At 53.4% G+C, this 22,277-nt stretch carries 22 protein-coding genes, 1 tRNA gene and 2 pseudogenes; 15 read left to right on the forward strand and 10 right to left on the reverse strand.

The genetic code is table 11. From position 1 onward, the window contains the following. Window positions 1-60 precede the first annotated feature (60 nt). The 5 genes from pheS to JFT63_RS01840 all read left to right on the forward strand — a co-directional run bounded on the left by pheS (window position 61) and on the right by JFT63_RS01840 (window position 4,292). Window positions 61-1,077, forward strand: a complete 1,017-nt coding sequence (gene pheS, locus JFT63_RS01820) for a phenylalanine--tRNA ligase subunit alpha (RefSeq protein ID WP_003192486.1) — start codon at window positions 61-63, stop codon at window positions 1,075-1,077. 26 nt (window positions 1,078-1,103) lie between these two features. After that, window positions 1,104-3,482 carry a phenylalanine--tRNA ligase subunit beta gene (gene pheT, locus JFT63_RS01825; protein ID WP_057700715.1) on the forward strand — a complete coding sequence of 793 codons (2,379 nt, stop codon included), beginning with the start codon at window positions 1,104-1,106 and terminating at the stop codon, window positions 3,480-3,482. Window positions 3,483-3,485: 3 nt separating this feature from the next. Then, window positions 3,486-3,788: an integration host factor subunit alpha gene (gene ihfA / locus JFT63_RS01830; protein ID WP_002553164.1), complete on the forward strand. Its 303-nt coding sequence runs from the start codon at window positions 3,486-3,488 to the stop codon at window positions 3,786-3,788. Next, window positions 3,769-4,125 carry a MerR family transcriptional regulator gene (locus JFT63_RS01835; RefSeq protein WP_003174972.1) on the forward strand — a complete coding sequence of 119 codons (357 nt, stop codon included), beginning with the start codon at window positions 3,769-3,771 and terminating at the stop codon, window positions 4,123-4,125. The genes ihfA and JFT63_RS01835 overlap by 20 nt, the downstream gene beginning before the upstream one ends. A 90-nt stretch (window positions 4,126-4,215) precedes the next feature. Further along, window positions 4,216-4,292, forward strand: a tRNA-Pro gene (locus JFT63_RS01840). Between the two features lie 368 nt (window positions 4,293-4,660). Here the strand turns inward: JFT63_RS01840 and JFT63_RS01845 are convergent. Then, window positions 4,661-5,791 carry a major royal jelly family protein gene (locus JFT63_RS01845; protein WP_233102205.1) on the reverse strand — a complete coding sequence of 377 codons (1,131 nt, stop codon included), beginning with the start codon at window positions 5,789-5,791 and terminating at the stop codon, window positions 4,661-4,663. Between the two features lie 391 nt (window positions 5,792-6,182). Then, entirely contained in the window at window positions 6,183-7,121 is a 939-nt protein-coding gene (locus tag JFT63_RS01850; RefSeq protein WP_082629537.1) for a LysR family transcriptional regulator, read from the reverse strand. 111 nt (window positions 7,122-7,232) lie between these two features. Between JFT63_RS01850 and JFT63_RS01855 the strand changes: the two genes are divergently transcribed. The 8 genes from JFT63_RS01855 (at window position 7,233) to JFT63_RS01890 (ending at window position 14,739) form a co-directional block, all read left to right on the forward strand. Next, on the forward strand, window positions 7,233-8,090 hold the full coding sequence (locus JFT63_RS01855; protein WP_198843311.1) for a polysaccharide deacetylase family protein: 858 nt from the start codon (window positions 7,233-7,235) through the stop codon (window positions 8,088-8,090). A 69-nt stretch (window positions 8,091-8,159) separates the two neighbouring features. Beyond that, complete coding sequence (locus JFT63_RS01860; RefSeq protein WP_198843312.1) at window positions 8,160-9,467, forward strand: MFS transporter; 1,308 nt, start codon at window positions 8,160-8,162, stop codon at window positions 9,465-9,467. A 95-nt stretch (window positions 9,468-9,562) separates the two neighbouring features. Beyond that, complete coding sequence (gene hpaH / locus JFT63_RS01865; protein ID WP_198843313.1) at window positions 9,563-10,345, forward strand: 2-oxo-hept-4-ene-1,7-dioate hydratase; 783 nt, start codon at window positions 9,563-9,565, stop codon at window positions 10,343-10,345. Window positions 10,346-10,356: 11 nt separating this feature from the next. Further along, complete coding sequence (locus JFT63_RS01870; protein WP_186560968.1) at window positions 10,357-11,154, forward strand: aldolase/citrate lyase family protein; 798 nt, start codon at window positions 10,357-10,359, stop codon at window positions 11,152-11,154. 123 nt (window positions 11,155-11,277) lie between these two features. Further along, the gene (locus JFT63_RS01875) at window positions 11,278-12,021 is read left to right on the forward strand and encodes an SDR family oxidoreductase (protein WP_198843314.1); all 744 of its coding nucleotides are present in this window, start codon (window positions 11,278-11,280) and stop codon (window positions 12,019-12,021) included. Window positions 12,022-12,104: 83 nt separating this feature from the next. Further along, window positions 12,105-13,055: an MBL fold metallo-hydrolase gene (locus tag JFT63_RS01880; RefSeq protein ID WP_186560966.1), complete on the forward strand. Its 951-nt coding sequence runs from the start codon at window positions 12,105-12,107 to the stop codon at window positions 13,053-13,055. Between the two features lie 188 nt (window positions 13,056-13,243). Continuing rightward, entirely contained in the window at window positions 13,244-14,038 is a 795-nt protein-coding gene (locus JFT63_RS01885) for an AraC family transcriptional regulator (RefSeq protein ID WP_186560965.1), read from the forward strand. Between the two features lie 68 nt (window positions 14,039-14,106). Further along, a complete protein-coding gene (locus JFT63_RS01890; RefSeq protein ID WP_057700657.1) occupies window positions 14,107-14,739 on the forward strand; it encodes a LysE family translocator in 633 nt (210 codons plus the stop codon). A 182-nt stretch (window positions 14,740-14,921) separates the two neighbouring features. Here the strand turns inward: JFT63_RS01890 and JFT63_RS01895 are convergent, their stop codons facing one another. Both JFT63_RS01895 and JFT63_RS29870 read right to left on the reverse strand, forming a co-directional pair. Next, complete coding sequence (locus JFT63_RS01895) at window positions 14,922-15,206, reverse strand: hypothetical protein (protein ID WP_233102188.1); 285 nt, start codon at window positions 15,204-15,206, stop codon at window positions 14,922-14,924. 168 nt (window positions 15,207-15,374) lie between these two features. Beyond that, window positions 15,375-15,497, reverse strand: a complete 123-nt coding sequence (locus JFT63_RS29870; RefSeq protein ID WP_269835558.1) for a hypothetical protein — start codon at window positions 15,495-15,497, stop codon at window positions 15,375-15,377. A 231-nt stretch (window positions 15,498-15,728) separates the two neighbouring features. Here JFT63_RS29870 and JFT63_RS01905 point away from each other — a divergent pair, with 231 nt between their 5' ends. After that, window positions 15,729-15,929, forward strand: a complete 201-nt coding sequence (locus JFT63_RS01905) for a hypothetical protein (protein ID WP_186560964.1) — start codon at window positions 15,729-15,731, stop codon at window positions 15,927-15,929. Here the strand turns inward: JFT63_RS01905 and JFT63_RS01910 are convergent. The 6 genes and pseudogenes from JFT63_RS01910 to JFT63_RS01930 form a co-directional block, all read right to left on the reverse strand. After that, window positions 15,926-16,303, reverse strand: coding sequence for a hypothetical protein (locus JFT63_RS01910; protein ID WP_198843316.1), 378 nt, complete (start codon window positions 16,301-16,303; stop codon window positions 15,926-15,928). The two genes, JFT63_RS01905 and JFT63_RS01910, sit on opposite strands and share 4 nt — an antisense overlap. 15 nt (window positions 16,304-16,318) lie before the next feature. Further along, window positions 16,319-17,317 (reverse strand): SGNH hydrolase domain-containing protein, encoded by a 999-nt coding sequence (locus JFT63_RS29430; RefSeq protein WP_332875211.1) that lies wholly within the window; start codon window positions 17,315-17,317, stop codon window positions 16,319-16,321. Further along, a pseudogene (locus JFT63_RS29435) lies at window positions 17,294-18,274 on the reverse strand (acyltransferase family protein); the annotation flags it as partial. The pseudogene JFT63_RS29435 and the gene JFT63_RS29430, both read right to left, overlap by 24 nt. A gap of 471 nt (window positions 18,275-18,745) precedes the next feature. Continuing rightward, the gene (locus JFT63_RS01925; protein WP_198843319.1) at window positions 18,746-20,191 is read right to left on the reverse strand and encodes an amino acid permease; all 1,446 of its coding nucleotides are present in this window, start codon (window positions 20,189-20,191) and stop codon (window positions 18,746-18,748) included. Window positions 20,192-20,290: 99 nt separating this feature from the next. Next, window positions 20,291-20,486 (reverse strand): annotated as a pseudogene (locus tag JFT63_RS29440) (ornithine cyclodeaminase); the annotation flags it as partial. Beyond that, window positions 20,477-21,511, reverse strand: a complete 1,035-nt coding sequence (locus tag JFT63_RS01930; protein ID WP_198843320.1) for a histone deacetylase family protein — start codon at window positions 21,509-21,511, stop codon at window positions 20,477-20,479. The gene JFT63_RS01930 and the pseudogene JFT63_RS29440, both read right to left, overlap by 10 nt. A 119-nt stretch (window positions 21,512-21,630) precedes the next feature. Between JFT63_RS01930 and JFT63_RS01935 the strand changes: the two genes are divergently transcribed. Further along, window positions 21,631-22,131, forward strand: coding sequence for an Lrp/AsnC family transcriptional regulator (locus JFT63_RS01935; RefSeq protein ID WP_186560956.1), 501 nt, complete (start codon window positions 21,631-21,633; stop codon window positions 22,129-22,131). Window positions 22,132-22,277 lie beyond the last annotated feature (146 nt).

Here is a 22,277-nt window from a genome sequence, read left to right on the forward strand (position 1 = left end):
CGTCATAAATAGGGGAAGAGCCTTCAAGCTCTTCCCCTATTTTGTATCTGGAGTCTGTACATGGAAAACCTGGACGCGCTCGTTGCCCAAGCCCTTGAGGCCGTGCAAAGCGCTGAAGATGTAAATGCCCTGGAGCAAATCCGGGTTCACTACCTTGGCAAAAAAGGTGAATTGACTCAGGTGATGAAGACCCTGGGGAATTTACCGGCTGAAGAGCGTCCGCAAGTCGGTGCGCTGATCAACGTTGCCAAGGAGCGTGTCACAGAGGTGCTCAATGCGCGCAAGGCGTCGCTCGAGGAGGCCGATCTAGCGGCCAAGCTCGCCGCCGAGTCCATTGACGTGACCTTGCCTGGCCGTGGCCAGGCCTCGGGCGGTCTGCATCCGATCACCCGGACTCTGGAACGTATCGAACAGTTCTTCACTCACATCGGCTACGGCATTGCCGAAGGCCCTGAGGTCGAAGACGACTATCACAACTTTGAGGCGCTCAACATCCCAGGCCATCACCCGGCCCGGTCGATGCACGACACCTTCTATTTCAACGCGAACATGCTGCTGCGCACCCATACCTCGCCGGTACAGGTCCGCACCATGGAAGCGAACAAGCCGCCGATCCGCATCGTCTGCCCAGGCCGTGTGTACCGCAGCGACTCGGATATCACCCACTCGCCGATGTTCCACCAGGTCGAAGGCCTGCTGGTGGATCGCGATATCAATTTCGCCGACCTCAAGGGCACCATCGAAGAGTTCCTGCGGGTGTTCTTCGAGAAAGAATTGGCCGTGCGTTTCCGTCCTTCGTTCTTCCCGTTCACCGAGCCATCGGCTGAAGTCGACATGGAATGCGTGATGTGCAGCGGTAAAGGCTGCCGCGTCTGCAAGCAGACCGGTTGGCTGGAAGTCATGGGTTGCGGCATGGTCCACCCTAACGTGCTGCGCATGTCCGGCATCGACCCGGAAGAGTTCTCGGGCTTTGCCTTCGGCATGGGCGTTGAGCGTCTGGCCATGCTGCGTTACGGCGTGAACGACTTGCGTCTGTTCTTCGACAACGACTTGCGGTTCCTCGCGCAATTTCGCTAGTCGTAACGAATCTTTAGGAGAGCAGGATGAAATTCAGCGAACAATGGCTGCGTGGCTGGGTAAGCCCGCAGGTAGATCGCGACGCGCTGGTTGCGCGTCTGTCGATGGCCGGTCTTGAGGTCGATAGCGTTACCCCGGCCGCCGGTGTTTTCAGCGGTGTGGTTGTGGGCGAGGTGCTGAACACCGAGCAACACCCGGATGCCGATAAATTGCGTGTGTGCCAAGTCAGCAATGGCGCGGAAACCTTTCAGGTCGTGTGCGGAGCGCCCAATGTGCGCCCGGGCCTGAAGATCCCGTTTGCCATGATTGGTGCCCAACTGCCTGGCGACTTCAAGATCAAGAAGGCCAAGCTGCGTGGTGTTGAGTCCAACGGCATGTTGTGCTCTCAGGCTGAGTTGCAGGTAGGTGAGGGCAATGATGGCCTGATGGAGTTGCCGGCTGACGCGCCTGTGGGTCAGGACATCCGTGTTTACCTGGAGCTGGAAGACGCCAGCATCGAGGTCGACCTGACCCCCAACCGCGGCGACTGCCTGTCCCTGGCTGGCCTGGCCCGTGAAGTGGGTGCGCTGTACAACGCGCCTGTCACTCGTCCAGTGGTTGCTGCCGTGCCGGCGGTACACGACGAAGTCCGCTCGATTGAAGTATTGGCGCCCAACGCTTGCCCGCGTTACCTGGGGCGTGTGATCCGTAACGTCGACCTGTCCAAGCCAACCCCGCTGTGGATGGTCGAGCGCCTGCGTCGCGCTGACGTGCGCAGCATCGACGCCGCCGTCGACATCACCAACTACGTGATGCTGGAACTCGGCCAGCCGTTGCACGCCTTCGATCTCGCCGAAATCAACGGCGGCATCCGCGTGCGTATGGCCGAAGAAGGCGAGAAGCTGGTGCTGCTCGATGGCCAGGAAGTCAGCCTGCGTGCCGACACCTTGGTGATCGCCGACCACGCTCGCGCCCTGGCGATTGCCGGCGTGATGGGGGGCGAGCACAGCGGTGTATCCGCGACCACCCGTGATGTATTCCTTGAAAGCGCGTTCTTCGACCAGATCGCGATCGCTGGCAAGGCCCGTTCCTATGGCCTGCACACCGATGCGTCGCACCGCTACGAGCGTGGCGTAGACTGGAAGCTCGCCCGTGAAGCCATGGAGCGCGCCACCGGCCTGCTGCTGGACATCACCGGCGGCGAAGCCGGCCCGATCACCGAAACCGTCAGCGAACAGTACCTGCCGTCGATTGCGCCGATCACCTTGCGTGCCAAAAGCGTTGAGCAAATGCTCGGCCTGGTCATCGAGCCGGCTGAAATCGAGCAACTGCTGTCCGCTCTTGGACTGGGTATTTCCTCGAATGGGGAAGGGCAGTGGCAGGTTGCAGTACCTAGCCATCGCTTCGACATCAGCCTGGAAGTCGACCTGATCGAAGAGCTGGCACGCCTGTATGGCTACAACCGCTTACCGGTTCGCTACCCGCAAGCGCGCCTGGCGCCGCAACCCAAGGCTGAAGCGCGTGCGCATTTGCCTGAGCTGCGCCGCCTGCTGGTGGCCCGTGGGTACCAGGAAGCCGTGACTTACAGCTTCATCGATCCAAAGCAGTTCGAGTTGTTCAACCCAGGTGTTGAACCGTTGCTGCTGGCCAACCCGATTTCCAACGACATGGCCGCCATGCGTTCGTCGTTGTGGCCGGGCCTGGTGAAGGCGCTTTCCCACAACCTGAACCGCCAGCAAGACCGCGTGCGCCTGTTCGAAAGCGGCCTGCGTTTTGTCGGTCAACTCGATGGCCTCAAGCAAGAGCCGATGCTGGCTGGCGTGGTTTGCGGTAGTCGCTTGCCGGAAGGTTGGGCACAGGGCCGCGACGTGGTGGACTTCTTCGACGTCAAGGCTGATGTGGAAGCAATACTGGGCTTTGCCGGCGCGTTGGATGCCTTTACCTTTATGCCGGGCAGCCACCCAGCCTTGCATCCGGGCCAGACTGCGCGCATCGAGCGTGAAGGTCGCCTGGTAGGTTTTGTCGGCGCCATTCACCCGGAACTGTCGAAAACGTTGGGGCTGGACCGTCCAGTCTTCGTATTTGAGCTAGTCTTGGCTGAAGTTGCGTCGGGCAAGATGCCTAAATTCAGCGAGTTGTCGCGCTTCCCTGAAGTGCGCCGCGACCTGGCCCTGATCGCCGACCGTGACGTCGCCGCCACTGCCGTTCTGGATGTAATCCGTGAAAATGCAGGGGAATGGCTGACAGACCTCAGGCTATTTGACGTCTATCAGGGTAAAGGCATTGATCCGCATAGAAAAAGCCTTGCAGTCGGCTTGACCTGGCAGCATCCATCGCGCACTCTTAATGACGATGAGGTGAATACCACGACGCAAAATATCCTCACCTCGCTCGAACAAAGGTTGAACGCCACGTTAAGGAAGTGACGTATGGGGGCTTTGACGAAAGCTGAGATGGCGGAACGTCTGTACGAAGAGTTGGGTCTGAACAAGCGCGAGGCCAAGGAATTGGTCGAGCTGTTTTTTGAAGAGATCCGCCACGCTCTGGAAGACAACGAACAGGTCAAATTGTCCGGTTTCGGCAATTTTGACCTGCGAGACAAACGCCAGCGGCCTGGCCGCAATCCAAAAACGGGAGAAGAAATCCCGATCACGGCTCGCCGTGTGGTCACCTTTCGTCCAGGGCAGAAGTTGAAGGCCCGAGTTGAGGCTTATGCTGGAACCAAGTCATAACGACGAGCTACCCGTCATCCCAGGCAAGCGCTACTTCACCATTGGTGAAGTCAGCGAGCTGTGTGCGGTCAAACCGCACGTGCTGCGCTATTGGGAGCAGGAGTTTCCTCAACTCAACCCCGTCAAACGCACCGGGAACCGTCGGTATTATCAGCGCCAGGACGTGCTGATGATCCGACAGATCCGCGCGTTGCTCTACGACCAGGGGTTCACCATCAGCGGCGCACGCCAGCGTATGTCCGGTGATGAAGCCAAAGACGACACCACCCAGTACAAGCAACTGATCCGCCAGATGATCTCCGAATTGGAAGATGTACTGGTGGTGCTGAAGAAATGATTCAAGCTTTAAAAATACTTCCACATTTCAAAAGCTTGCGGTATATTCCGGTTCGCTTCGTTAAGAAGCGAACCCAGTAACACGCCTAGTCGGGGCGTAGCGCAGTCCGGTAGCGCACTAGCATGGGGTGCTAGGGGTCGAGTGTTCGAATCACTCCGTCCCGACCATTATTCCTGAGTAAAATCAGACACTTAAGCCGATCAGATGGATCGGCTTTTTTGTGCCTGCGCAAAACCCGCGCAATACTTGCGCAAAACTACCCGGTGATTTTGTAAGGAAGCGTCGGATTTGGCACCGCCTTGCAGGATGTTTGGCACAGGGTGTCTGTCTTAGGAGCGCGGGATTTCTCCGAATTTTTGGCACCGCAATGGTGTCACTCAGATTCGGGTTTCGATGGCCGAGGAAACTGTGCATTTGATTACCAAGAATTCGAGCCGGTTTTTGCCGCATTTAATAGTGGATTGAGCACGTCTGTGGGGAACGGCCTGGGCGCAGGCTTGATTTTCAATGGCCAGCAGGGCTGGCCATTGACTGTTCAGCGAGTCTGAGCCGGCTTTGCGTTGATTTTCACTCGTAGCAGACTGTAGGGTTTTTCCCGCAGGTCTCTGCCTCGATGAAACCCCGCTTGGCGATGCACCTGGTTAGCGATGAAGTAGAGATAGCCGTCTGGCCCTACGGACAGAGTATCCGGCCAAAGTATCCGTGGGTCGTGAACTACGGTCTGCCAGGTCCCGTCTGGGAGTCGCTTACGAATACTGTTGTCTTCGTAATCGCCAGCATAGATCGCGCCTTCAGCATCAGCCTCTAACCCATCGGACGCCCCTTTTTCACCAAGGTCCTGAACCGCCGCAGCAAGCTGATCTTCGGAAACGGTCGGATCACGCAACAGCTTTGTAGGCACTGAGTACAGGTGTCGACTGGACAGTGGGCAGAAGTATAGGGTTTGGCGATCCGCCGATAGAGCGATACCGTCAGAAGCGACGGTAAATGGTTTACTGCTACCGTCGGCATTGCGGAACATGAGCATCTGACCTTCAACCTTCGGTATGAAGTCCCGATCTGCTGAAGTCGAGGTGGCGCCATTCAGTCGACGTACAGCTTTTCCAGTAGCGATATCCATGACAATGATTGCGCCCGGCCCGTTGAGAGAAGAGTCGGTGATATAGATCACGCCCTTCTCGCCCGCGCCGAAGTCAAAACGCATATCGTTGACGTAGGTACTAGGCAAAATGACATTGTCTGGAAAAACCAGTGTCTTGACTACTTTGTTCGTCTTCAGGTCAACCGCCACCAACTTGGCGCCGCCAGCAATCGGTGTGGAGAAGCTAGGCGAAGCTGTATCCAGGATCCATAACTTCCCTAAACCATCGGCCACGATGCTCTGAACGCTGATAAAACCTTTGCCTGGGTGCTTGGGATCTGCCTGGTTCACCTCAAGGTTGGGGTAGGGGAATACCCTATTCTCGCGTATTTCCCCGACAGTGAATGGAACCTTGTCGCCCCAGCGAGGGAAGTTGACAAAAACTCGGCCTTTTTCGCTGACGCTTACGCCCGTCGGCATGGCGTCGTGGAAGGCAAAAACCTGCTCAATTTCTCCCAGGGACTTATCTTTTGGGAGATTTTCAGGCGCGGCCGCTTGAACAGCTTGAACGCTGAGCGCTGCCATTAAGGCCAAGAAGGCCCATGAGATTGAGGTTTTGACGTGCATGAAAGATCTCCTTGCCCTCCCGTCAGGCGGACCTTAGGTGAAGGCGGATGGTGAGCGTCTTGTAAAGGTCCAGGTCACGGCGGTGGCAAAAGGTATCTGCCGCGGATCTTGGCCTCAAACCCGGTAAATGCGTTAGCACTGTTGCTGAAAGTAGAAAATATCTTGCTGCTGATTGACTTGACACCCTATGGGCGGGCTTTAAGTGATCACGCAACGACGCCTGATGAGCTCGCCGGATCAGGCAGCAGATGCATAATGGGAGCTGAAAGCGAGAACCGATATGCTTGGAACGCCGGACTTTGTTCGTCATCGTCCAAGCGTTTTGAGTGAGTGAATTACTTTTAAGGCGTTACCTTTTCCAAAAAGTGACGCCCCGAAATGGTAGTTGCGATTGCGCTTCCAGAGACTGTGTTAACGTGACTTTGAACGCCTGAGCGGTCGCCGACAGAGGCGTGTTTGGCAATATGAAGCCAATATCTCTTATTATGACCGGGTCGCACATCGGGCGATGATGGAATTTTTCCGACGCGCCAGGATAAGCAAACGCCAGCGCTGGCAAAACTGAAACGCAGTCACTTTGCTCCAATATTTCCAGAATTGAAGGTATTCGGGAGACTTCGTAGGTTGAGTGCGAAAATACTCCTCCAGTGGGGAATTGCCTATCTATCAGCCTCCGAATGCCTGATCCTTGGGCCAACGCAACCACGTCAAATGATGCAATATCAGACCATTCAACTTTCTCTTTTTGAGCAAGTGGGTGATCAGCTCTGCATACAAAATGTAAAACGTCCTGTATTACAGGCTCAAACACGACGCCGCCATCCTCTTCAAACATCGCTGAAAATGCGAAATCAACCGCTCCAGATTTCACACGACTAATAATGCCATCTGGATCCTCATCACGAACCCTGACCACTGCCCCTGGAAATGATTTTCGAAATAATGACACTGCTCGTGGCAACAGCCGAGTGGCAACGGAAGAAAGGCATGCGACGTCAACACGCCCGTTGCGCGGGTCACTGTCTTTGGATAATTCAGTGAGCGCCTCGCCAAGCTCATTAAGTATTGCATCCACTCGGATTAAAAATCTTTGGCCAGCAGGCGTAATGCTTACAGCCCGTTTGGTTCTTACAAATAACGCCGTGCCAATTACGATTTCCATCTGACTAACCGCTTGGCTAAGTGCTGGTTGTGACATGTGCAAAGCTTCGGCGGCACGTGAAAAATTTTGAGTGCGCCCAAGGGTCCGAAAAATTTCCAGTTGTCGCAGTGTGGGAGTTATTGGCATGGCTTATTATTCTATTCAATTAATCCATTGGACGAATATAGCGCCGTTCTTTTAGGTTACACAACCCCCCCCCGGTACTTTTGTCGGGGCGGCAAGGTAACCGGAGAAAATATGTCAGCTACAGCATTTGCGTGGCCGGATGGAAATCGCATTGCAGTCATCGTTACTGTATTACTTGAGAATTGGTCTGAAGGAAAGGCGCCGCCTTACGGTCCAATGACAACCTCACTCAAGCCGGGGACTTATGACCGTGCAGGTGTTACCTGGTCCCAATACGGCGGTAGAGAAGGCATTTGGCGATTGGTTCGAATCCTCCATGACCACGGGATCAACGCGACAGTCTGCGCCAACATCAAGTCGATTGAAATGTACCCAGAGGCGATGAAGACAGTTCTGGAGTACGGCCATGAAATTGCAGCTCATTCATATACGCAGGATAAAGTTCACGCTTATATGGAGCCTGCGGAAGAGGAGCAAAACATTCGCGACTGTAAGCGAATATTTGAAGAACAGTTGGGGCATTCTCCGTTAGGGTGGTTATCTCCTGTGGTCGCGGCAACCGATCGAACCGCAGAATTCTTGGCTCAGGAGGGGTTTCTTTGGCATGGGGATTACAATGATGCCGACCTTCCTCGTATGGTTGAAACGCCCAAAGGCTCCATTGTCGGGCTGCCCCATACTGATTTTGCCGACAACCGTGTATTACGGCAAAGTCCATCGGATTATCTTAATGCCTACCAGGAAACATTTGATTATTTATATCGGCACGAGCCCGGCTCACTTATAAATCTGACGCTTCATTGCCAATTTGGTGCGCGTCCATTAATTGCGTCGGTCTTCAATAAGATACTTCACCATTTTAAGCAGTTTCCGGATGTCTGGTATCCCCGACATGATGAGTTGGCATCCTGGTTCAAGAAGCGCGGCTTCAGCGAGATTACCTATGCTGAGCGCTTCTTTTCTGAATAAGGCGATCCGTGTGGCGTAGTGCTGGAGACATGCGAGAAGCCAGCATTCAAGCATTTAGCGGGAGGGAATATGTCATTAATACAAGAAGTGAGCACCCCTGCACAGCAAAATATTACTGATGAAATAGAAAAGAAGCTATTCGCAAAAATCGCGTGGCGGTTTCTTCCGATTCTCATGATTTCTTATGTTTTCAACTATATAGATCGCACCAGTATTTCAGTCGCAGCGTTAACCATGAATGAAGATATCGGGTTAACGTCATCTCAATTCGGTTATGGCGCGGGCATTCTATTTTTGGGATATTGTCTCTTTGAGGTGCCCAGTAACCTAATTCTCTATCGCGTAGGGGCCAGGCTGTGGATCTCCAGGATAATGATATCCTGGGGTCTGGTATCTGCCGCCATGGTATTTGCATCAGGGCCAATGAGTTTTTATATACTGCGTTTTATGCTGGGGGTCGCCGAAGCTGGATTCTTTCCCGGTGTTGCATATTATCTGTCATGTTGGTTTCCATCGAAATACCGTGCTCAAATCATTGGCTGGTTTTTAATCGCTATCCCTGCGTCTTCTTTTATAGGCGCACCCGTCTCCGCTTTGTTGCTCAATCTTGATGGTGTATTGGGTCTCGCGGGGTGGAAGTGGATGTTTTTAATAGAGTCACTCCCTTGCGTTGTACTTGGATTCTTCGTCGCAAAACTACTGGCAGACTCTCCCGGCAAAGCGTCATGGCTCAAGCCCCACGAGCGGGAACTCGTAGTCAGGCTGGTAGCTAACGAGCAACGTGTAAAGCCCGCAACCAATATGCGATCTGTACTTTCCGATATTCGTGTCTGGATACTCAGCGGTATATATCTGGGGTTCTCTATCGGATCATACGGCGTGCAAGTTTGGTTGCCACAGATTATCAAGCAGGAGAATTTTTCGAACGTCGCTGTCGGCTTCCTGACCGCCATCCCCTATCTATGTGCTGTCGTTGTAATGATCGCCTGGGCTGCGTACGTCGACAAGAACGGCCGTCGGATCAAAAATGTAATGCTCACCTGCGTGATCGCGGGCTTAGGGTTCTTTGTTTCTTTCCTCACTCAGTCGTTTGTATTTTCATTAGCGGGGTTGACGATTGCATTGGTAGGCGTGAACGCCGCCCGCGCCGTTTTTTGGGCAATCCCATCGCGCTATCTCGTAGGCGTTGCGGCGGCGGGCGGGCTCGCGTTAATCAATTCGATTGGCACTCTTGGCGGGTTTTTAGGCCCGTGGATTATGGGATGGTTGAAAGAGGAAACGGGAAACTTCACGGCGGGTCTCGCAGTGATGGCGGCGTGTCTATTTATTGCAGGCCTCTTGGCGCTAATTCTGCAAAAAATTGCGAGCGAAGATTGAGGCACGCCTTATTCCATTCGACGGACAGCCAATAGTAAAAAATCAATGAATGCTGTCATTTGATAGTGTGTTTTCAATTTGAATGGGAGATTAACATGCTGAGCGAAATAGAACGCCATAGCGCCGCCGTTCAACTTATGCAAGCAGAGATTGAACGAAAGCCAATTGCGCAATTGAGCAAGACCTTCCCACATATAGAAATCGAGGATGCCTATCAAATACAAGCGCTTTGGACGGACTTCAGGATAGCTAAAGGTGCCCGCGTAATCGGGCACAAGATCGGTTTGACATCCAGGGCTATGCAGCAGGCATCAAACATGACCGAGCCGGATTACGGCCGCATTCTTGACGATGCTCTTTACAACGATGGTGCCTGCATCGACGCTGCCGGATTCTTGAAACCACGTCTTGAAGTTGAGCTGGCATTCATTATGGGCGAGGATCTCGAAGGGCCAGGCATCCGAATTCACGATGTCTTGCGTGCTACCGAATTCGTTACACCTGCCATGGAAATAATTGATTATCGGACCGAGGTGCCGCGGGCGATCACCGACACTATTGCCGACAATGCCGCCTTTGGAGCGATAGTCATTGGCGGACGCACAATTCGCCCAATGGATGTTGATATCCGGTGGATAGGCGCCACGCTTTCGAAGAATGGCATCATCGAAGAGTCTGGTGTATCAGCCGCAATCATGGGGCACCCGGCGGCTGGCATCGCATGGCTGGTGAATAAACTTCATGCCGTTGGCGGGAAACTGGAGAAGGGCCAGATTGTGCTCTGCGGCTCGTTTACGCGACCAGTCGATATTTCTAAAGGAGATGTGATTCATGCGGATTTCGGTCCACTTGGGGCTATTGGCGTATCATTTAAATAGAGAGGCGCCACATGCAAATTCCGGTCAATCACTTCAAGTATGCTATTGCGCAAAGACGCAAACAGATTGGATTATGGTGCAGCCTGCCCGGAAGTTACGCGGCGGAGATTGTTGCCGCAACAGGGTTTGACTGGCTTCTTTTAGATACAGAACATTCACCGTCTGACGTATTGAGTGTTCTTCCTCAACTGCAGACGCTGGCGCCTTACCAAGTAAATCCGATTGTCAGGCCTGCGAGCAATGATCCGGTTTTAATCAAGCGTTTTCTGGATATTGGTGCTCAGACCTTGTTGATTCCTTACGTCCAAAATGAGGTAGAGGCTGAACGTGCTGTCGCGGCCATGCATTATCCGCCTGCAGGTATCCGAGGTGTTTCTGGCCTGACGCGCGCGACCCGGTTTGGTCGGATTGACAATTATGCAAAGCGTGCGCATGAGGAGCTTTGTCTGTTGGTGCAAGTAGAAACGGCAGAGTCTCTCGAAAGATTGGAAAAAATCGCCTTGATTGAAGGCGTGGATGGCGTATTTATCGGGCCAGCGGATCTTGCTGCCAGCCTTGGTTTCCCCGGAGAGCCCAATTGTGCTGTGGTTGTTAATGCAATTGAAGATGCAATCAAGCGCTTGGAGCGAGTTGGAAAGCCATCAGGCATTTTGACACTCGATGTTAACTTTGCCCGAAGATGCCTTATGCTGGGGGCTACATTCGTGGCGGTTGGAGTCGATGTTGGCATCTTGGCCCGTAATGCAGAGACGTTGGCGAGAGAGTTTTCGCCGGTATCAGAGGGCAGTGGTGAGCGTCAGCTAAGCTGACTAAGTCGTTTGTGCTGATCGGATGTATTCCAGGTATTAAAAAGCCGGTTTGCGATACGCCCATTTACTGATGTTAAACAGTAGATAAAGTACTCCCACAGACAAACACATGAGGGTAGTAAGATGAACACTATCTCAGGAAAAGTCGTTGTGATCACCGGCGCAAGCAGCGGTCTTGGAGAAGCCACCGCAAGGCATCTGGCGGCGAAGGGGGCCAAGGTGGTCGTCGCAGCGCGTAGAAAAGCTCGTCTTGACGATTTAATCCGGGAAATCGTTGATGCCGGGGGGATTGGATTGGCGCTGCAGGCGGATGTGACGAACCGCCAGGATGTCGAAGCGATCATCGCTATGGCTGTTAGGCAATTTGGTAAGATCGATGTATTGATCAACAACGCGGGGCTGATGTCGATTGCTCCGCTCAATGCCGTGAAGGTTGATGAGTGGGAGCGGATGATCGATATCAATGTTAAAGGGGTGCTTTACGGCATCGCCGCGACGTTGCAGCTGTTCGAAAAACAGCAATTCGGTCATTACATCACTATTTCCTCTATCGCCGGCAAGAAAGTGTTTAGTCCCGGAGGGACGGTCTATAGCGGCACAAAATTCGCAGTAAGCGCTATAACCGAAGGTTTACGCCATGAGGTCGGCGGGAAGATCAGAACCACGATCATTTCTCCGGGCCTGATAGATACCGAACTGAAGATGGGCAGCTCGCACGCGGAGAGTTCGAAGGCCGTTAGCGAGCTTTACCAGAGCCAGGCAATTTCTGCCGATGCGATCGCGCGTGCCATAGCGTATGCGATCGAGCAGCCTTTGGACGTTGACGTGAGTGAAATCGTTATCAGGCCGACAGTGCAGGAGTTCTAATTGATTAGAGGGATATTCTTAGTTCATGTCCCTTGTTACATAGAATTTTTAGGTATTTCCTTCTTCAATCTACGAGGTTCTCTATGCGTCGCAATATACTCATTGGCGCGTTTCTCGCCATTTTTTCTACCGCTTCAACCGCCGCAGCGCCTTTTTCTAAAATAGAAAATCCGGGTTTCTACAGGATAATGCTTGGCGATTTCGAAGTGACGGCGTTATCTGACGGAATAAGTCCCATGCCCGCAGATAAAATATTGATCAATACTCAGCTGAAGCAGCTTGAAAAGGCGATGGAGGTCAATAACCTATCGTTACCGCTGCCGACATCGGTGAATGCCTATCTTATTAACACCGGAGAAAAGTTAGTTTTAGTCGATGTCGGCACCGGCGCGCTGCATGGTGAAACGCTGGGCAAGATGATGAAAAACTTGAATGCTTCGGGCTATAAGGCGGAGCAGGTGGATGAGATTTATTTAACCCATTTGCACCCCGATCATGTGGGGGGGCTGGTGGCGCAGAATAAAATCGCTTTCCCGAACGCCATTGTCAGAGTGGAAAAAGAAGAAGTCGCTTTTTGGCTTAATGAAGAAACAAAACGGCAGGCGGAAGAGAAAGATAAGCGCTTCTTCGATGCCGCGATCGCCTCATTGAAACCCTATGAAACGGCGGGGAAACTGAAGACGTTCGAGGGCGAAAAGGAACTAACCCCGGGTATTTCGGCTATCGAAACGCGCGGCCACACGCCAGGACACAGCGTGTTTGCCGTCGAAAGCAAAGGGAAAAAGATGGTGATACTGGGGGATATGATCCACGTCGCCTCCGTGCAATTCCCTGACCCGAATGTCGCCATCGCCTATGATATTGACGCCTCTGCCGCCGTTGCGCAGCGCAAGAGGCTGTTTGATGACCTTGCACAGCAAAGAGCGCTTGTCGCGGGCGCCCATTTGTCCTTCCCTGGCCTGGGCTACATCAGTAAAAAGGGAGATGGCTATGACTGGCACCCTTTGAACTACGGTGTGATTAATAAACATTAATCTGCATGCTAGTTAACAAGGAACGAATGCCAACATAATGTTATGGGGCCCAGCGGCCCCTTTTTTAAGTTGCTGCGCAAGCATTTTCAATGCTGAGCTGCGGGCTTTCACGCTGCGTGTTGTGTGTTATTTTGGCCTACGGTGGCAACGATTGTTCGGGTAAAAATGTAATGGGAAATTCGGCATTCATGCATCGTTTTGACGCGTTGGGCGGTCTTGAGTTGCTGATAGCGGACTTTTCGGACCAACGATTTGACGTGCACTGGCATGATACCTGGTCGATTGGCGTTGTCCTGCGTGGCGCCAATAACAACAGCGCCAAAGGAGACTCCGACGGTATCGTCCGCCGTGGGCAAATCAGCATCATCTCGCCAGGGCAGATGCATGCCGGGACACCTCTGGGTGAGGAGGGCTGCCACTATTTTATGTTTTATCCCAGCAACGAGATGCTGCTCGGCGCAGCGGAAAGCATGGCAATGCATTTACCGGCTATTAAGGGGAAGCACATCGAACATGCGGCTTTCGCCAGAAAGTTGTGTGAAACCGCTTCGGTACTGATTGAAACGCAATCCAGTCATTTTGACCGTGAAGTGGTATGGAGCGACTGTGTGGCGGAGCTGCTCCAGGTGTTTTCTCCGTGGCAATCATTAACTGAGGCCAGCGACATCACGCCAAGCTTGCGAAGAGCAAGAGAATATCTGCACGATCATAATACCCAGGAAGTGCGTCTGGATATGCTGGCACGGGAAGTCGGCATATCGAAGTTCCACCTTTGCCGTCAATTCTCGGCGAAATTCGGTTTATCACCGAGTCGCTATCAGCGGCAGCTTAGATTGCAGCAGGCTAAGGTATTGCTTTCCCGGGGCGGAGATATCGCGGAAATCGCTATCGCTTGCGGGTTTGCCGATCAGTCGCACATGGGCAGGGTATTTAAGTCAACTTACGGCGTCACGCCATGTAGCTATCGCAACCGACGCATGTGAGCAATATCGTTCTATCTCGCCGACTAAGAGGGGCCGACTATGTGCCTTTTTGACGAGGAGATGAAAACGTGTTCATCGATATTTCTACGCTGGGTTTATTTGCTATTTCGGCTGCTGCGTTAACGTTGATCCCTGGTGCCGACATGCTTTGCGCATTGTCTAATGCCATAACCCAGGGAACGAAAGCGGGGCTGATTACGGTATTGGGCGCTGTCACTGGGGTGATGTGTCACATCGGTCTTGCGATTGCCGGCGTTACGGCACTGATCGCCTCTTCGCCTGTGTTATATGAGTTTTTCGTCATCGGTGGCGCGCTCTATATCATGTGGGTAGGCCTTGGCATTTTTAACAACAAAAACACGATTAGCCTTCAAAACAACAGCGAGCAGAAAAGCCTTAGTGAACTTTATTCGCAAGGATTACTGACCAACGTGCTGAACCCTAAGGCCATCATTTTTACATTGGTATTTATCCCGCAGTTTATTCAGGTTGAAGCGGGTATGCCGGGTATGCAGATGCTGATTTTGGGCGTTGAGCTAATCTTCATTATGTTCTTGATTGAAACTCCTCTGATGTTTCTGGCTGGTGAAATTGCAATGAAAATAAAAAGGCGTCCGGCCATAGGGGTCTCTATTAATAAATTTTTTGGCGCTGTTATTCTGCTATTGGCCATTGCCATTCTGGCTGCGCGGTTATTCTAGGGGCTTAAATAAACACAGGGTAAGGCAGTTTTTGATAGATATGGTTTTTTTGTTCCATTGTCCAGTATGGCGTGAAATTGAAGTTGACTACTACAATACGACTACTGGCTCAGAACGCTTTGGGCAGGTTAAGGCCTTGAAAGGCGACCTTCTCGTCGTCGAAAGCAATCAGAGTGCGGGTGTTACTTGGGAAGTCGAAGAAAAACTCTGTTTTCCAGATTAAGCTGCTGAATTCGACCGAGTCGGTCTTGAGCTGAGAGGATCAAGCCCGTCTTGCTGAATTCTTCCAGCTGTCGCGGCTGCTTTTCTGTTATCTCGAAACTCGGTCGCGACATGATTACGAGGCGTGCAGTCTCTTCGGCAGGTGCTGCCGCTAAGTTGATCAGGAAGGTTACTGTCTCATGCCATTCCTCGAAATCGTGGCGCACGCCCAGCAGTGCATCATCGAGCGCTTTCGAGACAATCAACGAGCGCTTCTCGGCCCCGATCTTGTCGAGCAGCGCCTTCTCTTTCGGGCGCTTTTCCCGCTGGATCTGCGCGTTGTCCTTGGCCCTGGCCTGATTCCTCTATTCCACTTGCCGGCAACGCCAGCCAGGTCGGTCTGCGCCGTGCGGCAGCTCTCTTGCTGATGCGCCTCATGGGGTGTCGGCAAACTTGAAGCCGTTCTCCTGGGCGATCAGCGTCACGCGCTTGATGTGCATACCCAGGTTCTTCGCTGCCGCGCTGGCTACGACGCTCTTAGCTACTTCGGCGAGCACGGACGGTGCGAGCTTGTCGCGTTCTTTGCGCAGGCGTTCGGGATGAACTGGGCTTTCTTGCCAGAGCCGAAGAACACTTCCATCTGCTGGTTCAGCTCGTCGATGATCGAGCGCCGTGGATCCAGTATTGGTTCGTCGATCCTGGGGTAAGGGTGGAGCAGATTGACGCCCTGATTCCAGAGACCTGTGGCTACCAGCAGCTTATCGAGCTACTGACTGAGGCAGATCGCCATGCGTAAAACTAACACCGAAGACTCCAGTCTACTGGCCGATTTCTTCAGTAGCGCCTCCTACGTGACCAAACGTGAAGTTTTCCAGGAGGTGCTTCACAAGGCAAGCGCTTCCCAGCGTGAAGTGGTCGCGCACGCGGCAAAAATCAAATGCTCACTCTCCGCTGGTGATTCTGGCAGGAATAAAACGGCTGACGCCTAGTTTGGAGTAGCCGGTAAAAGTCCGGTTTGTCTGCTGGGCTTTTTCGTTTTGCGCATCCGTTGACGTAAAGCTGAAAAGTGAGGTGGGAATTGAAACGCAGCCTGTTTGCCGAGCTGGTGCAAGGTGTGGAGGATATGAGCGAGCACCGAAAGGGAAATATTACTCTTCGTCAGTACGAAATTAGCAAAGTCAGGGTTTGTCTGGCGGATCAGGATGAATCTGGGCACGCTGAAGCGCTTGGAATAATCGAAGTCCAAGCCAACTGCCCAGGCAGCGCTGCTCATTAAGTTGATTGGCAGGGGCTGAGGCTTCAATACGTGACCATCGGAGCGTTTACTGGGTGAATCAGGGCGTAACGTGGATGGGGCGTGCATGGCACGCCCCTTTCATTACAGAGTTTTCAGTGGGTTGCCTTTGAGCTTTATGTACTCATCACCAAGGGCAGCAGCGCCAGGGGCGTTTAGATGAGAGCCATCAAGCCTGAATATGATTTTTCCGTCCACGACCGATGTGCACGTCTCGTTGCAAATCACCTCATTAGGGTCAATCAGAACGACTTGCGGGTAAGCCTCTTTTATTTTGTACTCAATACGGTCTGCATTTTTTTCTACTGGCGGCAGCGTTACTTCGGATGCGTCAGCGTGCCTCAACTTCATGCCGCGTAGTTTGCTGACTGTGGTTCTGCCAATTTCAGCAAATGGCTGAACGATCACGACTACCTTTACACCGGCATCAAGGTACGCTTTGACTGTTTGCATTTGCAGGCTGTCGGCTTCGCTTGTGACGTCTTCCATTCTTTCATTATGAATTCTGAACCTGACTTGCCAGTCGGCGTAGTTGTTCCAGAAGTTGGAAAGGATCACCATCTTTTGCTTTTTCGCCAACTCAAACCGTGCGGTGTTGTAGTTCGAAATCTTCATTGCTTCTTCGGTGGAGATTTTGTTTTGCATGTCCATCATGAATACGCCAGGTATGGCCGGGGTTGAGCCCGCTGTGGTGTCGTGGATCATCAACCCGGCATCCTTGGCCAGCTCAGCAACGAACGGGGCATAGGCGTTAGCAAAGGAGTCGCCTACCAACATACCGTCCATAGCGGGCTTATCAACGCCAAGGTGGCATTCCTCCACGTTGCCCACCATCATCGAGCCGATGCATTGCGCACGCTGTACGTGCGACGTGTTGGCTTCATCCAGTTCGGCAACCAGTGCACCAGACTGAGCGCGATAGCCGTCGTTCTCGATGACCACATACGTGAAGACAGCAATAACGGCGAGCGGCGCCAGGTACATGCTGGCGAAGATAGGAGCGAAACGCTTTTGGCGAACATTGCGAAACGGTGTTTCCACAAGGTGATAGCTGATCGCCGATGCAGCAAAGGCGATAACCATCAAGATCGCAGCGTTAGTGTGGGTCAGCTCTATGCCGCGATACGCCGCCAACACCAGTACCGGCCAGTGCCACAGATAAAAGGAATAGGACACTTTGCCCACGTAGCGGACAGGGGCGAACCCCAGTAGCTTGGTTCCTATGCCTGATTGAGACCGGAAGCCCGCGGCGATTACCAAGGCAGTGCCCAGGCAAACCGGCAGGGCATTCAGGCCAGGAAAGGCAAACGATTCATCAAGCAACAATGCGCTGCCGATGATGAGCGCGATACCCGCCACAGACATGACACCTGGCAACTTGGCGTATCGGGTGATGCGGTGCTGGTACAGAGCAAGGATGCAGCCAATCATCAATTCGAAGAACCGGAACGGCAGCAGTAGATAAGCAGCGTTTTTATGGTTTACCGCGTAATACTCGGATGCCACCAGCGACACAACGAACAGGCCCGCGATGACGTAGCGAGCGATCTTGTTGTTGCTGATCCAGGCCAGGCCCAGCAATACAACCGGCCAAACAATATAGAACTGTTCTTCGACTGCAATTGACCAGGTATGCAGCAAAGGCTCGGTGCTGGCTGACCCAAAGTAGCCTGTCCCTGAAAAGAAATAGATGTTGCTGACGGCGACGAGCGAGTAAACGGCGCTTTTGGCAAACGATATCAAGTCGTCCGGCATGAGGTAGTTGTAGCAGTAGAGAGCCAGTCAAATCATCATGAATGCATAGGCTGGCAACAGGCGCTTGATGCGGCGGACATAAAACGATTTGAACGAAAACTTATCAGCCAGTATTTCCCGGCGCAGAATCGACGTAATCAAGTAGCCGGAAATAACAAAGAACACGTCTACGCCGACGAATCCGCCCAAGACGGGAAACTTCGCGTGGTAGAGGACGACGAGCAGCACAGCGATAGCTCGTAGGCCGTCGATGTCGGGCCTGTAGGCTTGAGTTTTGACTTGCATGACTTCCCTTTCTCCGGGTGACCGGGGGCAAATTGATAACGGCCCGGATTCTACAAGCGAACTCCGGTCTGTGTCAGGTTTGTGGATTGGTTTCGGTCAACAGGAGGGCTCTCTGGTCAATGGTAGCTGGGTGGCCCCCGTTGCGGTTCGGCGGGGGAATCCAGTTTGTCTCGGTCAAGACTCCCCCACCGCGCATTACCTACGGCAGTGCTCGGCTTAAGTCATTAAAGGTTGCTGAGGATAGCTCGCTACCTCAACTGGCATGACCCTGCGAGTAAACCGTTGCGTCGTTGATCACGTTAGTGCAATGTCCGACGGTTGCCCGGCGTTGTCGCGTGCATAGCTGCATAGCGTGATCGGCAGCTCTGCGATATCAAGGGAATACCGTCAATGGCCAGGGCGTGGTGATCGTCGTCAGTATTGCCACAGGTGGTGCTGATCGCCGAGTTCACGCTGTAGTAGGACTGCTGGCTAAAACCATTGTTCTGGTTTTCCCAGGCGATGTGATAGCGGTGCTTGAGCTGCGGTGTCGGTTTTTGGCTTCCTGCTGCGCGTTAGCTGATAAGCAACGGCCAGCCATATGAACCATCCCGGCATGACCATCAAGGCAACGCGGGTGTCAGGTCTCAATGCCAGCAGGCACAGAACGAAGCCCATAAAAGCCAGGGAAAGCGATGCCATTGGCACGCCGCCTGGCATCTTGTAAGCAGATTTTGCGTGAAGCTCAGGACGTTTTTTGCGATAGGCAATGTAGGACACGAGGATGGTCGACCACGTGAAGATCACCAGAATCGCTGACACTGTAGAAACGATGGTGAAGGCCGTCATGACTTCCGGAACGATAAACAGCACGAGTACACCCAGCAGCATCAACAGCGTGGTGAAGGCCAGGCTCAGTAAAGGCACGCTGTTGCTCGACAGTCGCCGAAAAATACCCGGTGCGTTGTCCTGATTCGCCAGCCCGAACAGCATACGGCTGGAGGAGAATACGCCACTGTTGGCTGATGAAGCGGCGGATGTCAGGACCACGAAGTTAACGATGCCGGCAGCTGCGGGAAAGCCGGCGACGAGGAAAAGTTCGACAAAAGGACTTTTTACAGGTGACACCTGTTGCCAGGACGTCACGGCAATAATGCAGCCCAATGCCAATACGTAGAACAGGATGATTCGCAACGGAATCGAGTTGATTGCCTTGGGTAAGGTCCTCTCCGGAGAGCGGGTTTCTGCCGCAGCGGTGCCGATCAGCTCGGTGCCGGCAAATGAGAATATCGCCATCTGAAAACCGGCAAAAAAACCAAACAAACCGTTAGGGAATGCAGCCTGCTTATCCACCAGATGGCTCAGGGACGCGGTAACGCCATTGGGGGATACGAACGAGCTGGCAATCAGCACGAGGCTGACCCCAATAAGCGTCACGACGGCGATGATCTTAATGATCGCGAACCAGAATTCGACTTCACCGAAAAGCCTGACCGTCAGCACGTTCAAGGCAAACAGTGTCGCCAGCATCCCGATAGCCGGTATCCACGCAGGCAGATCGGGGAACCAGTACTGGAAAAAGCCACCAACGACGACGGCATCGCCGATCACTGCAACGCTCCAGCTCAGCCAATACGACCAACCGAGAAAAAATGCGGCGCGAGGCCCGAGGTAAGCGCCGGCAAAATCGGCAAAGGTTTTGAAATTCAAATTGGAAAGCAGCATTTCGCCCATGGCACGCATGACGAAGTAAACGAACAGGCCAATGATCATGTAGATGAGGATGATCGAGGTGCCGGAGAGGGCGATGATCTTTCCGGAGCCCATGAACAAACCTGTACCAATGGCACCGCCCATGGCCATTAACTGGATGTGACGATTGCTGAGCGTACGCTGCAGCGCAGGCTGTTCAACCCGCTCTGATGAATTCGATTTCATTTCAAAACCTCTTGATCTTATGTTTTTGAGTTTTGGCAGAAAAGTGGGTATCCAGCGCCACTGTCAGGACGCAATGGCGGATGATGGTATTGGCTCAGGTCAACTGGCCGTGCGCAGATGGGCTGCCTGGGTCGGTTGCTGATCAAGCATCAGGAACAGGTTTTTATATTTTCAGGCGTTAGCACCCGGTGGATGTGCGGCCGACCTGATGTTCGTGCGCCATCGCAGGCAGGTAGCGAAGCGACGAGAAATCCTCCAGGGCAAAGCCCACGGAATCGAATACCGTCAGGCGCGCTTGCTCTCGAAGCCATGCAATACGTTCACCGCATTGATTCCGATTTCATCGACCATGTAGCCGCCTTCCATCACGAAGAGGGTGGGGCAACCAACGCTCGCTATCAGCTCGCCAATCCCGATGAAATCCTCGCTTTCCAACAGGAAATGACTGATGGGGTCGTCCTTGAAGGTGTCGACGCCCAATGAGATCACCAATACGTCTGGCGCGAATTGCTGAAGTTTTCTGCAGGCGTGAAGCAGGGCGTCGCGGTAGCTTTCCCAGGCGGTGTTTTTCGGCAACGGGTAATTGAGGTTGTACCCTTCGCCACGGCCGGCGCCGACCTCACCGCTGAACCCTGAGTAGTACGGATAGGACACGCTCGGCTCGCCGTGCAGCGAGACGAACATGACGTCATTGCGCGGGTAAAAAATATTCTGGGTGCCGTTGCCGTGATGAAAATCGACGTCGAGGACCGCGGCACGTTTGGCGCCCCGGGTGATCGCCTGCTGTGCGGCAATGGCCGCATTGTTGAGATAGCAGTAACCCCCCATGTATTCACGCGCCGCGTGATGGCCCGGCGGACGGCAAAGGGCAAACGCACTGTCGTGGCCTTCATCGATAAGTGCCAGACCTGTCAGTGCGATATCGGCACTGGTCTTGACCGCCTGCCAGGTGGTGGCGCTGATGGGGGAACCGGCATCCATCGCATAAAAGCCGAGTTTGCCGTCAATAAACGTTGGCACCTGGTCGTTGGCCAAATCGCGCACAGGCCATACCAGTGGCAAGGCATCATGAGTGCGCCCTGTCGCGCACCATTCTGACCAGGCGCTTTCCAGGAAGCTCACGTAGCGCTCGCTGTGCGCGTTGACATAGCACGACCGGTCAAACACGCGCGGTTCGACTATCTGGCCAAGGCCTACTTGCTTGACACGGTTGTGAACGGTGTCCGCCCGACTGGGCTGTTCGAACGACGGCTTGAGCACGCCATCCTTCAATTCGGTGCCATGGTGCAGACGGTGGGAATCACTGAAAACTGTAAACATTCTGCGCATCCGTTAATGTGAGCCAGTGGAAATATTCTGTTCTGGTCGGGGTGCGATTTCTTTGCTTTGTTTTCGTGCTTTTCTATATTTATCGGGCGATTTAACTCGGAAGCGGCGTAATGAAGAAAAATATATCCAGGCGCATCAGCCTCGATGAGACCGATCTGGCCATTCTTGAGTTATTGCAGGAAGACGCGAGCATTTCCAACGCCGAACTCAGTGAGCGGCTTTCGTTGAGCCTTACGCCTTGCTGGCGACGGCGCAAGAGAATGGAGGAGGCGGGGGTGATAAAGGGGTATCAGGCAACCCTTGATCGAAGAATGCTGGGGCTGGATATCATGGCATTCGTGCACATCCGCTTTTCTACCCACGCCGATCACGCTCCTGACGCCTTCGAGGCAGTGATTGCGCAATTGCCAGAGGTATTGGCCTGCCACAAGATCACCGGTGACGCTGACTACGTGCTCCAGGTGTTGGCAGAGGATCTTGATAGCTACAGCGACTTTATCGAGCAAGTGCTGAGGCGGCAGGTGGGTATCGCGTCTATTCAGTCGAGCCTGGCTTTGCGCGAAATCAAGGCCGGTAGCCGCATCGCCATACCTCAATTGAGCAAGGGGTAATGGAAGTGGAGCGCCGCGAAAATGATCGATGTCCGGAGCATTCCGCTTACTGTAGGAGCGAGCTCGCTCGCGAAAAACGTCAACGATAACGCGTGTTTCCTGATTGAACACGGCGCCTGTGAGTTTTTCACGAGCAAGCTTGCTCC

The sequence above is a fragment of the Pseudomonas sp. MF7453 genome (assembly GCF_016405455.1).
Classification (GTDB): domain Bacteria; phylum Pseudomonadota; class Gammaproteobacteria; order Pseudomonadales; family Pseudomonadaceae; genus Aquipseudomonas; species Aquipseudomonas paralactis.

Coding starts and splice junctions, on each gene's coding strand:
- JFT63_RS01845 (WP_233102205.1), bottom strand. CDS start 5,791: ATGGCAGCGCTCAGCGTTCAAGCTGTTCAAGCGGCCGCGCCTGAAAAT.
- ihfA (WP_002553164.1), top strand. CDS start 3,486: ATGGGGGCTTTGACGAAAGCTGAGATGGCGGAACGTCTGTACGAAGAG.
- hpaH (WP_198843313.1), top strand. CDS start 9,563: ATGCTGAGCGAAATAGAACGCCATAGCGCCGCCGTTCAACTTATGCAA.
- pheS (WP_003192486.1), top strand. CDS start 61: ATGGAAAACCTGGACGCGCTCGTTGCCCAAGCCCTTGAGGCCGTGCAA.
- JFT63_RS01860 (WP_198843312.1), top strand. CDS start 8,160: ATGTCATTAATACAAGAAGTGAGCACCCCTGCACAGCAAAATATTACT.
- JFT63_RS01855 (WP_198843311.1), top strand. CDS start 7,233: ATGTCAGCTACAGCATTTGCGTGGCCGGATGGAAATCGCATTGCAGTC.
- JFT63_RS29430 (WP_332875211.1), bottom strand. CDS start 17,317: ATGGTTATCGCCTTTGCTGCATCGGCGATCAGCTATCACCTTGTGGAA.
- JFT63_RS01910 (WP_198843316.1), bottom strand. CDS start 16,303: ATGCACGCCCCATCCACGTTACGCCCTGATTCACCCAGTAAACGCTCC.
- JFT63_RS01925 (WP_198843319.1), bottom strand. CDS start 20,191: ATGAAATCGAATTCATCAGAGCGGGTTGAACAGCCTGCGCTGCAGCGT.
- pheT (WP_057700715.1), top strand. CDS start 1,104: ATGAAATTCAGCGAACAATGGCTGCGTGGCTGGGTAAGCCCGCAGGTA.
- JFT63_RS01930 (WP_198843320.1), bottom strand. CDS start 21,511: ATGTTTACAGTTTTCAGTGATTCCCACCGTCTGCACCATGGCACCGAA.
- JFT63_RS01880 (WP_186560966.1), top strand. CDS start 12,105: ATGCGTCGCAATATACTCATTGGCGCGTTTCTCGCCATTTTTTCTACC.
- JFT63_RS01835 (WP_003174972.1), top strand. CDS start 3,769: ATGCTGGAACCAAGTCATAACGACGAGCTACCCGTCATCCCAGGCAAG.
- JFT63_RS01905 (WP_186560964.1), top strand. CDS start 15,729: ATGCGTAAAACTAACACCGAAGACTCCAGTCTACTGGCCGATTTCTTC.
- JFT63_RS01935 (WP_186560956.1), top strand. CDS start 21,631: ATGAAGAAAAATATATCCAGGCGCATCAGCCTCGATGAGACCGATCTG.
- JFT63_RS01870 (WP_186560968.1), top strand. CDS start 10,357: ATGCAAATTCCGGTCAATCACTTCAAGTATGCTATTGCGCAAAGACGC.
- JFT63_RS01850 (WP_082629537.1), bottom strand. CDS start 7,121: ATGCCAATAACTCCCACACTGCGACAACTGGAAATTTTTCGGACCCTT.
- JFT63_RS01875 (WP_198843314.1), top strand. CDS start 11,278: ATGAACACTATCTCAGGAAAAGTCGTTGTGATCACCGGCGCAAGCAGC.
- JFT63_RS01885 (WP_186560965.1), top strand. CDS start 13,244: ATGCATCGTTTTGACGCGTTGGGCGGTCTTGAGTTGCTGATAGCGGAC.